Raw genomic sequence first — 11,995 nt, 5'->3', positions numbered from 1 at the left:
AGCGGACTTATGGGGCGAAGAGCGTAACTACCGTAAATCAGGCTGCGGCTTGCGGCTGCGAGGACGGGGCAGGGCATGCCACAGCTTGCGGGCCGTGACCAGAAAGGGGCGCAGGATCAGCGCGCTCAGGCGGCTGTAGCGCACATTGTCTTTCGGGCCGACCCCGAAGGTGAGGGGCTCTGGCTGGTGGTTGGTGACGTAAAGAGTGCCGAACCACCAGTCCCACAGCGACAGATTGATACCGAAGTTGTGGTTGAAGTGGCGGGGATCCCGGCTGTGGTGGATCTGGTGCTGGGCGGGGCTGTTGAAGATATGCTCCAGCCGCGGGCCAAACGACAGCCAGATATGGCTATGGCGCAAATTGGCGGCCAGCGAGTTGAAGATCAGCACCAGATAGCCCACCCCAAACAGGGTGTAGGGGCGCACGGAGCCGCCGCACAGCCAGTAGAAAGCACCGGAGTAGAGGGCGAGCGCGCTCCCCTTGAGCACGATTTCAGAGAGCTTTTCCACCAGATGAATGCGACTGGCGGTCGGCGGCACCAGCACGGTGGCGCTGTGGTGCACCTTGTGAAACTCCCACAGCCAGCGGCTGTGAAAGACACGGTGCAGCCAGTAGTGGACGAAATCGCTGACCAGAAATACCCCGAGGCCGTAAAGCATCATCAGCCAGCTCGCCTCGGCCAGACGGGGACGCTCCCCCCACAGGCGGGTGAGCGCAGAGGTAATATCCGTTGCCTGCAAAAGCCAGGGGTTGAGCAGAGTCAGGAGCGGCACGATCAGGGCCACATGGAGCAGGGCTCGCACCAGATAATACTGATAATCGAGCAGGGCGGAGGGATGCAGCCAGATGGCCCGGCCGCCGAGAAAACCGGCGAAACTGCCAGCCGCCGGGCCCTGCTGGCGCCGGCGCACACGGTAGAGGAGGTAGGCAATGAGGCCGGATATCAGCAGAAAGGGGAGCCCAAGCCGCCCGTTGAAATCAAACAGTCCGGTCAGGCAGTGCCAGATCGGAGTGAGCAGCCACTGCTGCACGTAAGCAAAGAGATGGGCGAGCGTATCCATAGGGTCCATACCGTGAGCATCCTGGCGGCGGCATTCTAAATGTAAACAACTCTCGATAAAAGCCCATGTCTGTTGTCGGGTCATACCTGTTATCTGGTCATATATGGGGCACTCTTGTTGCGGCAACCCCTGTCTGGTCAGGGAGAGGGGCGAGGCGATGGGACTTTAGCCTTGTGGATCAATTCTCTACAATGAGCCATCATGTGTGCGCCCGCCGTCTGGCGGGTTTGCCTCCAGCTTCAGTACCGGATATCCGATGACGCTCTCTCTCTTTTCTGTTTCCCCCGCCATGCGCACGCTGGCGCTGCTGATCCCCTTGCTGCTGGCCGGCTGTGCCAGCGATCCCGCTTCTGCCCCTGCGCCTGGCGACACAACGGGCGCGACAGTGCCCGCCAAAAAGGCGACCCCGCCAGCCATGCAGCCGCGCAAGCCGGCGGACATGAAGAGCCGCATCGTGAGGTTTCTGCCTCGTCATGTGGTCGACAAGCAGGGGTGGGCCAACGATGTGGTGACGGCGCTCACTACCCAGGGGGTGACAGTCAACGATCACAACGTCTGTACCGTGCTGGCGGTGGCAGAGCAGGAGGCGACCTATCAGGCCGACCCTGTGGTGCTGGGCCTTGGCAAGATCGCCTGGAAGGAGATCAACTCGCGGGCGGCCAAGCTGCTGATCCCCGAGTTTATGGTGCGGGCCGCGCTCTCCATCAACTCGCCGACCGGCAAGAGCTATGCCGAGCGCATTGATGCGCTTCGCACCGAGCGGGAGATGAGCGAAATTTTCGAGGACATGATCAGCATGCTGCCGATGGGCAAGACCCTGTTTGGCAACATGAACCCGGTGCACACCGGCGGCCCGATGCAGGTGAGCATCGCCTTTGCCGAGGCCAATACCCGTGGTTATCCCTATCCGGTCAAGGAGTCCATCCGCCACGAAGTCTTTACCCGCCGCGGCGGTATCTGGTTTGGTACCAAACATATCTTCGGCTATGAGGCGGAGTACCCCGATACCCTCTACCGTTTCGCCGACTTCAACGCCGGCTGGTATGCCAGTCGCAACGCCGCTTTTCAGGCCGCCGTCAGCCGTTTGAGCGGTACCACGCTGGCTCTGGATGGCGATCTGATCCGCTACGACTCCGACCTGCCGGGCAAGACGGAACTCGCGGTCTATACCATCGCCAGCCGGATCAATATGAGCCAGCAGGCTATCCACCAGAGCCTCAAACTCGGCGATACCGCCGAATTTGGCCAGAGCGACCTCTATCATCGCGTGTTTACGCTGGCAGACCAGAAAGCGGGCAAGCGGTTGCCCCGCGCCATCCTGCCGGGCATTCAGCTGAAAAGCCCCAAGATCACCCGCAACCTCACCACCGCCTGGTTTGCCAAGCGGGTGGATGACAGGGAGCAGCGCTGCGTGCGGCAGATGGCGACCATTCGCTAAGAAACACAACAAGGGCGGCCAATTGGCCGCCCTTGTTGTTTCCGCTGGTTACCGCTCTTCAGTTTGCCGCGTGATGATCTGCCGGCATTTCGGGTAAGCACTGCATCCCCAGAACTGTTCCCCCTTGTTGCTGCCACGGCGTGCTGTGCGAAGCACCATGGCGTTGCCACATTTCGGGCAACGCTGCTGGGCGTGACTCGTGTCATGAAGGATGGGGAGTTCCTCTTTTACCATGCTGACGTGATTGCTTGGATAAGAGGGAATAGCAGGTTGGTTGTGACGCGCCTTTAGCTGCGCCACATGCTGTTTATGGGTCTGCCAATTGGCAGCCAGTCGTCCCCGCTGGATGGTATCGATCACCCGGGTGACCTCGACAGGGGTCAACACTGGCGTGGTCTTGCCCTTGATATAGCGAATAAGTCCGCGATTCATCACGTTATCCGGCATCGGGGTTTTAAAGGTGCAGTCGCCAATAAAGTAGATGATCGAGTGGAGCTGATGATCCGCCAGCCCCAGCAGGGATTTGAGCGTCATCAGGTGTAGATAGTTTTGGCGCAATGGATTTTGAAAGCTGTGCCTGCGGCGAAAGAGCTGCTGTGTCCAGCTCTTGTGGGCCGGATTGCCAAATATCCACCCCTTGATGTTTTTGGTCTCGATGACAAACAGTCCGAAGCGCGAAACTAGCACATGGTCGATCTGGGTGCTCCCCTCAGGGGTCGGCAGGGTCACGTTCTTGAGCAGATGGTACTCCCGCTGGTCGAGAAATAGCCGGATACCGAGATTGATAAATGCCTCCCCGATCATCCCCTTGAACCAGGGCGTTTTGATCAGGGCGGCAATCAGCAGCAGGGGCAGCAGATACCAGAGCTGGCCCAGCAGAACCGCAATAACAGGTGTGAAGTCCATTTCAACGCTGTCGTCTGATGTGCAATGGCCACATGTTAACAGTCGGTTCAACAAGCTTGTGTGATCTATGCCACTACTACTCTGCCAACGCCTGCATTGTTCTGTTTGTTACCCGGTGACGAGATAGTTCAATCGTAAAACCAGATTGAATTGAACTTTTTTATTCGTTTTTTTAAGTGAGTGGTGGGGGGTAGGCTAGTCTCAACTGCGAAGCGAAGGGTTTCGCCGTCATTATGACCACAATGAGGATCTGAAGATGGACAAACACGCTAGCGGGGCCGGTCAGTGCCCCTTTGCCCACGGTGCCAATACCTCTGCCAGCCAGGAGCATCAAGTCTGGTGGCCCAATGCCCTCAACCTCGACATCCTGCATCAGCATGACCGCAAGACCAATCCGATGGATGAGACTTTCGATTATGCCGACGCCTTCAACAGCCTCGATTACGATGCCCTCAAGGCCGATCTCCATGCCCTGATGACTGACAGCCAGCCCTGGTGGCCGGCCGACTGGGGCCACTACGGCGGCCTGATGATCCGCATGGCCTGGCACTCCGCTGGCAGCTATCGCGCGACCGATGGCCGTGGCGGTGCCAACACCGGCAACCAGCGCTTCGCCCCCCTCAACAGCTGGCCAGACAACGGCAACCTCGACAAGGCCCGCCGTCTGTTGTGGCCGATCAAACAGAAATACGGCAACAAGATCTCCTGGGCTGATCTGATGATCCTGGCGGGCAACGTCGCCTATGAATCCATGGGGCTCAAGACCTTCGGCTTTGCCGGTGGCCGCGAGGATATCTGGCATCCGGAAAAAGATGTCTACTGGGGCTCCGAGAAGGAGTGGCTGGCGCCGAGCGGTAGCGAAGGGAGCCGTTACAGCGGCGAGCGGGATCTGGAGAACCCGCTGGCAGCGGTGATGATGGGGCTGATTTACGTCAACCCGGAAGGGGTGGATGGCAACCCGGATCCCCTGAAAACCGCCCACGACATGCGCGTCACCTTTGCCCGCATGGGGATGAATGACGAAGAGACCGTGGCGCTCACCGCCGGTGGTCACACCGTCGGCAAGGCCCACGGCAACGGCAGCGCAGCCAAACTGGGGCCTGCTCCCGAAGGGGCCGATGTGCACGAGCAGGGGCTGGGCTGGATCAACCACGAAAGCCGCGGTATCGGCCGCGATACGGTGACCAGCGGCCTTGAAGGGGCCTGGACCAGCAACCCGACCCGCTGGGACAACGGCTACTTCAAGATGCTGCTGGGCCACGACTGGTGGCTCAAGAAGAGTCCGGCCGGTGCCTGGCAGTGGGAGCCCGTCGCCATCAAGGAGGAAGATCGCCCGGTGGATGTGGAAGACCCCTCCATCCGCTGCAATCCCATCATGACCGATGCGGACATGGCGCTGCGTTTTGATCCCGTCTATCGGGAGATCTCCGAGCGCTTTGCCGCGGATCAAGCGCTCTTCTCCGACGCCTTTGCCCGCGCCTGGTTCAAGCTGACCCACCGCGACATGGGGCCGCGCAGCCGCTATCTGGGGCCGGAAGTGCCGGGCGAAGTCATGGTGTGGCAGGATCCGGTTCCGGCGGTGGATTACCAGCTTTCCGACAAGGAAGTGAGCGAGCTCAAGGCCAAGCTGCTGGCCTCTGGCGTGGCGCCAGCCGATTTGATCGCTACCGCGTGGGACAGTGCCCGCACCTTCCGCGGTTCCGATTATCGCGGCGGGGCCAACGGTGCCCGGATTCGCCTTGCGCCGATGAAAGCGTGGGAAGGCAACGAGCCCGCTCGCCTCGAGAGAGTGCTCAACGCCCTGATCGCCCTGCAGGCCACCCTGAGCAAGCCGGTCAGCATCGCCGACCTGATTGTGCTGGGTGGTAGCGCAGCGGTGGAGCAGGCGGCCAAGCTGGCCGGCGTTGATATCGTCGTCCCCTTTGCGCCGGGCCGCGGTGATGCCAGCGCCGAGCAGACCGATACCGAGTCGTTTGCCTTCCTCGAGCCAGTGCACGATGGTTTCCGCAACTGGCAGAAGGGGCACTACAAGGTGCAGCCGGAGGAGATGCTGCTCGACCGTGCCCAGCTGCTGGGGCTCACCGCCCGCGAGATGACGGTGCTGGTCGGCGGGTTGCGGGTGCTTGGCACCAACCACGGCGGCTCGGCCCACGGCGTCTTTACCGACCGGGTCGGGGTGCTCAGCAACGACTTCTTCGTCAACCTGACCGACATGGCCTATAGCTGGCAGCCGACTGGCCGCAACAGCTACCAGATCGTGGATCGCCAGAGCGGCGCGGTGAAGTGGACTGCCACCCGGGTTGATCTGGTGTTTGGCTCCAACTCGGTGCTGCGCGCCTACGCCGAGGTCTATGCCCAGCAAGATGGCAAGGAGAAGTTCGTCCGTGACTTCGTCAAGGCCTGGGTCAAGGTGATGAACAACGACCGTTTCGATCTGAAATAAGTCGCTTCAACCTCAATGAGAACGCCAGCTCCAAGGCTGGCGTTTTTATTGGCGGCAACAGAGACATTGAAAGGGGATATTTTGTGGCCCGATCACCCTTTGTCATCAGATCGGAGGGGCGGTTTGTCAGCCCTTTTGAGCGGATGAAGGCCGCTTTGCTCCTTGGGCCGCTCCCTTGCTGGCTGAATAGCGCGGAATTAATAAATATTTTACTTTATTAATTCGGCGCTATCCGGGCGGTTGCCTCATCAAAAATAGCGCCACTGGCGGTACATATGGCCGGGAACCCGCCCGGAAAAGGCTGCCCGATCTCTCTTTTATCCCGCGCATCTCCCGCTCAGATCAGAAACTCATGGCCAGCCCGACCGAGTAGCCGCGGGTATTGTTGCTGAACATATAGCGGGCGACCAGCCGGGTGCGGCTGACGATGATGTGGTACTTGCTGCTGTCGATCTCAAGACCGAGCCCCAGCGAGTTGAGGGCATTGAAGCCGAGCAGGCCACGCTGCTCGCCGAGGTACTCGGTGCGCGCCCCCTCCATCACATAGCGCAGCGGGCGATCGAGCAGAGTCCAGTCAAACACCGGCGCCCGGCGGCGCAGATAGAGGCCGAGGTTCTCCGCCTCGGCGCTGCCACGCACACTCTCCGAGGTATTGCCGAAGCTCTGCAGGTGTTGGTAGGAGTAACGCAGTTCGGCATCGATATCCTGAGTTTTGGAGAAGAGCTCGTAGTCGACCATCAGCGAGCCACCCAGCCCGTACATATTGAGCTGACCGTTTTCGAGAAAGTCGAGGGAGTAGCCCCTGGTACGATCGAGCAGCCAGTTGCCGATGCGAATATCGCTGGCCATGGTACCCAGCGAAACATTGGCGATGGGGCGCAGTACCCAGTGGCCGCCCTGCTTATCCCTGTGCAGGGAGATATCCCAGCCAACGCCGCCCGAGGCGGTGGCGCTGTTCCAGCGGGTGGGGATGGTGCGGCTCTCGCTGCCGTTACTCATCACGAACTGGGGATCGTAGCGGCTAAAGCCGAGTGCCCCCTCCAGATAGATAGGGAACGATTCGCTCATCGTCGCGCCACCGCCCAGCTGCGCCATGCTGAGGGCGGCCGATTGGCCACTGCCGCTGCCGAGGGAGAGATCGCTGGCGGTAATGTCCGGCACCACGGTAAAGCTCATCAGGGAGAGCACCGCATTGGCGCGCTGTTGCGCCCACTCTTCATCCTGAGTTGCGCTCTGGGCGGCGTTGCCGAGCATGGCCAGCATAAGGGGCCACAAGGTCGGGAAGGGTCTGAACATGCGTCTTGCTCCTGCACGGCGACATCCTGTCACTCTGGCTCTACTGTAGCGAGATCCGCCGCCGTTGGCGCGCATCAGATGCTGCGATTGCCACTGCTATCCCGATTTTTTTCAACAGAGGCAAGGGGTTGCCGCCAGCGGCAGCCCTTTGCAGTTTTGCCGCTAAAGGTTGCCTGTCCGCGGCCGATACTCCATATGAGATCGTGTGGAGGACAAGCCGTTGGACGCTTGGAAGTTGGGGTTGATCAGCATATCGGTGAGTATGCAGGTACAGGCTGGGGTGACCGAATTCGGTGCCGGTCTGGATCAATCCGTCTGGCGTTTGACCTCCGATACCCAGATTGAGTGCCGCCTCGAACACCCGATCCCGAACTGGGGAACGGGGGCCTTTGTCAGCCGCGCCGGGCGCAAGATCAATCTCGATTTCGAGCTCAAGGGCAAACGGCCACAGGCCAGAACCGAGACGGTGAGCCTTGGCATCATGCCGCCGGTATGGCGTCCCGGCATCGCCGGGCGGGAAGTGAGCCAGCTCCACTTCTATCAGCAGTTTGATGGGCTGGTTGAGGGACAGACCGCCTGGACCATGCTCGACGAGCTGGAGGGGGGCAACATGCCCACTTTCCAGTACCGGGACTGGTATCGCCAGAACCGGCCGGTGCGGGTGTCGCTCTCGTCGGTCAACTTCCGGGTCAAATATCAGGCGTTTCTTGACTGTCAGAGCGGGCTGCTGCCCTACAGCTTCAACGATATCGCCTTTAGCGTGCTCACCTACGACAAGAACAGCGATCAGCTCTCCATCTCGTCCAAACGACGGCTGGCGATGATCGGCGAATATATCAAGGCGGACAAGAGCATCGATGTGGTGGTGATCGACGCCTACAGCGACAGCTACGGCGGGCGCTGGACCAACCAGAAACTCTCGGAAAAGCGGGCCGATGCCATCAAGAAGGTGTTCGTCGATCTGGGGCTCGATCCCGGCAAGGTCTCGGTGGAGGGGCATGGCGAGAAGCAGCACGTTGCCTCCAATGAAACCGAGCAGGGGCGTGCCAAGAACCGGCGGGTGGTCATCAGTATGGGGCGTAACGGCGAGATCTAGCCCGGCAGCCCAAGCAGACAAGCATAAAAAAAGAGCGCCAGCGCGCTCTTTTTTGATCCTGCCATCGGGCGTTTTTACCCGGGCCGCTTAGAAGCTGTCGCCAAGGCCGGTGCCGGCATCTTTCTTGGCAATCAGCTCAATCTTGTAACCGTCCGGATCTTCGACGAAGGCGATGACGGTGGTACCGCCTTTGACCGGGCCCGGCTCGCGGGTGATCTTGGCTCCGGCGGCGCGCAGCGCTTCGCAGGTGGCGTAGATGTCGTCCGCTTCCAGCGCGATGTGGCCGTAGGCGGAGCCCAGTTCGTACTCGCTCACCCCCCAGTTGTAGGTCAGCTCGATCACCGCTTCATCCTTCTCGTCACCGTAGCCGACGAAGGCCAGGGTGTACTTGTACTCGCTGTTTTCGCTCTTGCGCAGCAGCTTCATGCCAAGGACGCGGGTGTAGAAGTCGATGGAGCGTTGCAGATCGCCGACACGCAGCATGGTATGCAGAATTCTCATTGCTCAGTTCTCCGGGTTGGTGATGTGTACTGCTTTCAATCTCGGTTGCGAGGCTATCAGTTCTCGGGATAGACCTTCTCTTTGTACTCGCACAAGTCCTCGATGATACAGGAACCACAGCGGGGCTTGCGAGCCAGACAGGTGTAACGCCCGTGCAGGATGAGCCAGTGGTGGACATCCAGCTTGAACTCGGCGGGCACCACTTTAAGCAGCTTCTCCTCCACCTGATCCACGTTCTTGCCTACCGCAAAGCCGGTGCGATTCGATACCCGGAAGATATGGGTATCGACGGCGATGGTGGGCCAGCCAAAGGCGGTGTTGAGCACTACGTTGGCGGTCTTGCGGCCGACACCCGGCAGGGCTTCCAGCGCTTCACGGTTCTCCGGCACCTCGCCGCCATGGCGCTCCAGCAGGATGGCGCAGGTCTTGATGACGTTCTCGGCCTTGGTGTTGAAGAGGCCAATGGTCTTGATGTAGCTCTTGAGCCCCTCGACCCCGAGATCCAGCATTGCCTGCGGGGTGTTGGCCACCGGATAGAGCTTGTCGGTCGCCTTGTTGACGCTGACATCGGTTGCCTGCGCCGAGAGCAGCACAGCGATCAGAAGCTCGAACGGCGAGTTGAAGTTGAGCTCGGTGGTGGGGTGGGGATTGTGCTCCCGCAGTCGCTCCAGTATCTCTCTGCGTTTCTGGTTGTTCATGCAGCCTCGCGTGTCATAGCTGGGTCGCCCGGGCACGGACGGGGGGCACATTGCAGTGAGCCACTGTGGTCGCCTGCTTGCGGTCACGCCACTCGTTGATGGCGTTCTTGGCGGCGATCAGCAGCCCCAGCCCGATAAAGCCGCCCGGCGGCAGAATGGCCAGCAGCAGGCTGGCATCGGAATGGAACAGCTCGATGCGCAGGGACTTGGCCCACTCGCCCAGCAGCAGATCGGCGCCATCAAACAGGGTGCCCATGCCGATGATCTCGCGCATGGTGCCAAGCACCAGCAGCACCAGAGTAAAGCCCAGCCCCATCATCAGGCCGTCGAGGGCCGCCAGCAGCGGCGGATTTTTGGAGGCATAGGCCTCGGCGCGGCCGATGATGATGCAGTTGGTGACGATGAGGGCGATAAAGATGCCGAGCGCCTGATAGAGGCCATAGGTGTAGGCGTTCATCAGCAGCTGCACGCTGGTCACCAGCGAGGCGATGATCATCACGTAGACCGGGATGCGGATATCCTTCGGCACCCAGTTGCGCACCAGCGAGATGGCGAGGTTGGAGCAGACCAGCACCGCCATGGTGGCAAGGCCGAGCCCCAGCGCATTGGTAAAGGTGGAGGAGACGGCGAGGGTAGGGCACAGACCCAGCACCTGTACCAGCGAGGGGTTGTTCTTCCACAGCCCCTGTACCATCAGCTCCTTGAGCTCGCCCTTGCGGCTGTCCAGCTCGGCGATCGGGGCTGTGCCCGTTTCAATCTGTTCCATCTGTGTCATGACGGGGTCGACTCCGGTTTATTGTGCGGCCGGACAAGCCGGGGCGTTGCTGAGCAGTTCCGGGTGCTCGTGCTGCAGTTTCAGCAGGTTTTTCACCGCCTTGACCACTGCACGGGGGGTGATGGTGGCACCGGTAAAGGCATCGAACTCGCCGCCATCCTTCTTCACTGCCCACTCAGATTCATTGTCGGCGGTCAGGGATTTTCCGGTAAAGCTGTTGATCCAGTTCGATTTTTTCAGCTCGATCTTGTCACCAAGGCCGGGGGTCTCTTTGTGAGCGAGCACTCGCACCGCGCTGACGGTGCCCTTGGCATCAAAGCCCGCCACGATGCGGATGGCACCGCTGTAGCCATCCGGCGCGATCGCCTCCAGCGCATAGCCGGTCACCACGCCATTCTTGCTGGCGGTATAGAGGGCTTGTGGCTGATCGCTGCCCAGATACTTCCTGCTGGTCACCAGCTTGCAGCTGGTCACCAGATCGTTGTCATAGCTGCCGGCAGGCAGCAGTGCTTCCAGCGTCTGCAACTTCTCCAGCTGCTGCTGGTGGGCGATCTTGTCCTTGGTCAACTCGTTGGTCAGCACCACCAGTGCGGTGCAGCCCAGCGCGAACATGGCCAGGATCAGGCCATTCTTGCGCATGCTCTTTAACATGTCCGGGCTCCGTCAGCTGTGATGGGGAAAGAGGGCAGAAACATCATTGGCGACGGGCTCCATACACTTTCGGGCGAGTCAGGCTGTCGATAAAGGGTACGCAAAGGTTGGCCAGCAGCACGGCGAAGGCGAACGCATCCGGGTAGCCGCCAAAGCGGCGAATGATGTAGACCAGTACCCCGATCAGCACGCCATAGACCAGTCGGCCGCGCGGCGTGGTACAGGCGCTGACCGGATCGGTGGCGATAAAGAAGGCCCCCAACATGGTGGCGCCGCTAAAGAGGTGGAACATCGGCGTGGCGGTGGCATCCGGGCTCATCAGGTAGCCGAGGGTCGCCGCCGCCAGCAGGGAGCCCAGAATGGCGGTCGGGATGCGCCAGTTGATCACCTTCTGCTGCAGCAGGAAGAGGCCGCCCAGCAGATAGCCGAGGTTGACCCAGCTCCAGCCGATGCCGCCCCAACCCTCGAACAGCGGGCCGCTCAGGATCTCGCCGGTGGTGAGCCCCTGAGTCAGGCCGGTTTTCAGGGTATCGAGCGGGGTCGCCATGGTAAGACCATCCACCCCCTGCTTGAGCTGGGCCATGCTGTAGCCGTCGAGGCTAAAGCCGGTGAAGATGACCGAGGCTGCATCACCAAAGCCGAGGCTGTAGGCGCGCACGCTCTCCGGCGGCAGCCAGCTGGTCATCTGCACCGGGAAGGAGACCAGCAGCAGCACATAGGCCACCATGGCCGGGTTGAACAGGTTCTGACCCAGCCCGCCGTAGAGCTGCTTGGCGATGATGATGGCGAAGGCAGTGCCCACTACCATCATCCACCACGGCAGCAGCGGCGGCAGGGAGAGACCGATCAGCACGGCGGTGAGGGCGGCGCTGCCATCCATCAGGGCCGGTTTGACGGGGCGGCCCCGCAGCTTGAGCACCAGCGCCTCACTCACCAGCGCGGTTACCAGCGCAATCAGGATCTGGATAAAGGAGCCCCAGCCGAAGAACCAGGTCTGGGCCAGCAAGCCCGGCACACAGGCCAGGATCACCAGCAGCATCAGGGTTCGGGTCTGTTTGCGGTTATGGGCAAACGGCGCAGTCGCGATATTGAACATGGATTAGTGCATTACCTCGTTGTTTAACGATGG

At 60.8% G+C, this 11,995-nt stretch carries 11 protein-coding genes; 3 read left to right on the top strand and 8 right to left on the bottom strand.

The window, feature by feature from the left end:
• Positions 1 to 27: 27 nt before the first annotated feature.
• Positions 28 to 1,062 (bottom strand): sterol desaturase family protein, encoded by a 1,035-nt coding sequence (locus tag NOM67_RS06555; protein ID WP_255935169.1) that lies wholly within the window; start codon positions 1,060 to 1,062, stop codon positions 28 to 30.
• A gap of 256 nt (positions 1,063 to 1,318) precedes the next feature.
• Between NOM67_RS06555 and NOM67_RS06550 the strand changes: the two genes are divergently transcribed.
• Positions 1,319 to 2,500 (top strand): DUF1615 domain-containing protein, encoded by a 1,182-nt coding sequence (locus tag NOM67_RS06550; protein WP_255934831.1) that lies wholly within the window; start codon positions 1,319 to 1,321, stop codon positions 2,498 to 2,500.
• Between the two features lie 48 nt (positions 2,501 to 2,548).
• Here NOM67_RS06550 and NOM67_RS06545 read toward each other — a convergent pair whose 3' ends face one another.
• A complete protein-coding gene (locus NOM67_RS06545; protein ID WP_255934829.1) occupies positions 2,549 to 3,406 on the bottom strand; it encodes a nuclease-related domain-containing protein in 858 nt (285 codons plus the stop codon).
• Positions 3,407 to 3,662: 256 nt separating this feature from the next.
• Between NOM67_RS06545 and katG the strand changes: the two genes are divergently transcribed.
• Entirely contained in the window at positions 3,663 to 5,849 is a 2,187-nt protein-coding gene (gene katG, locus NOM67_RS06540) for a catalase/peroxidase HPI (RefSeq protein ID WP_255934827.1), read from the top strand.
• A gap of 342 nt (positions 5,850 to 6,191) precedes the next feature.
• Here the strand turns inward: katG and NOM67_RS06535 are convergent, their stop codons facing one another.
• Positions 6,192 to 7,112 (bottom strand): hypothetical protein, encoded by a 921-nt coding sequence (locus tag NOM67_RS06535; RefSeq protein WP_255935166.1) that lies wholly within the window; start codon positions 7,110 to 7,112, stop codon positions 6,192 to 6,194.
• 253 nt (positions 7,113 to 7,365) lie between these two features.
• Here NOM67_RS06535 and NOM67_RS06530 point away from each other — a divergent pair, with 253 nt between their 5' ends.
• Complete coding sequence (locus tag NOM67_RS06530; protein ID WP_198493494.1) at positions 7,366 to 8,241, top strand: OmpA family protein; 876 nt, start codon at positions 7,366 to 7,368, stop codon at positions 8,239 to 8,241.
• Between the two features lie 87 nt (positions 8,242 to 8,328).
• Here the strand turns inward: NOM67_RS06530 and gloA are convergent, their stop codons facing one another.
• The 5 genes from gloA to rsxD are packed head-to-tail and all read right to left on the bottom strand — an operon-like array spanning position 8,329 to position 11,962.
• Positions 8,329 to 8,742 (bottom strand): lactoylglutathione lyase, encoded by a 414-nt coding sequence (gene gloA / locus NOM67_RS06525; RefSeq protein ID WP_005337610.1) that lies wholly within the window; start codon positions 8,740 to 8,742, stop codon positions 8,329 to 8,331.
• Between the two features lie 56 nt (positions 8,743 to 8,798).
• The gene (gene nth / locus NOM67_RS06520) at positions 8,799 to 9,440 is read right to left on the bottom strand and encodes an endonuclease III (RefSeq protein WP_255934824.1); all 642 of its coding nucleotides are present in this window, start codon (positions 9,438 to 9,440) and stop codon (positions 8,799 to 8,801) included.
• Between the two features lie 13 nt (positions 9,441 to 9,453).
• Entirely contained in the window at positions 9,454 to 10,215 is a 762-nt protein-coding gene (locus NOM67_RS06515) for an electron transport complex subunit E (RefSeq protein WP_370689151.1), read from the bottom strand.
• An 18-nt stretch (positions 10,216 to 10,233) separates the two neighbouring features.
• Positions 10,234 to 10,866 carry an electron transport complex subunit RsxG gene (gene rsxG / locus NOM67_RS06510; protein ID WP_033113576.1) on the bottom strand — a complete coding sequence of 211 codons (633 nt, stop codon included), beginning with the start codon at positions 10,864 to 10,866 and terminating at the stop codon, positions 10,234 to 10,236.
• Between the two features lie 43 nt (positions 10,867 to 10,909).
• Entirely contained in the window at positions 10,910 to 11,962 is a 1,053-nt protein-coding gene (gene rsxD / locus NOM67_RS06505) for an electron transport complex subunit RsxD (protein ID WP_041208552.1), read from the bottom strand.
• Positions 11,963 to 11,995 lie beyond the last annotated feature (33 nt).

The organism is Aeromonas sp. SG16 (assembly GCF_024436135.1).
GTDB classification, from domain to species: Bacteria; Pseudomonadota; Gammaproteobacteria; order Enterobacterales; family Aeromonadaceae; genus Aeromonas; species Aeromonas jandaei.
The sequence above is the reverse complement of the archived record's forward strand: the minus strand, read 5'-3'. Positions and strand labels throughout refer to the sequence as shown.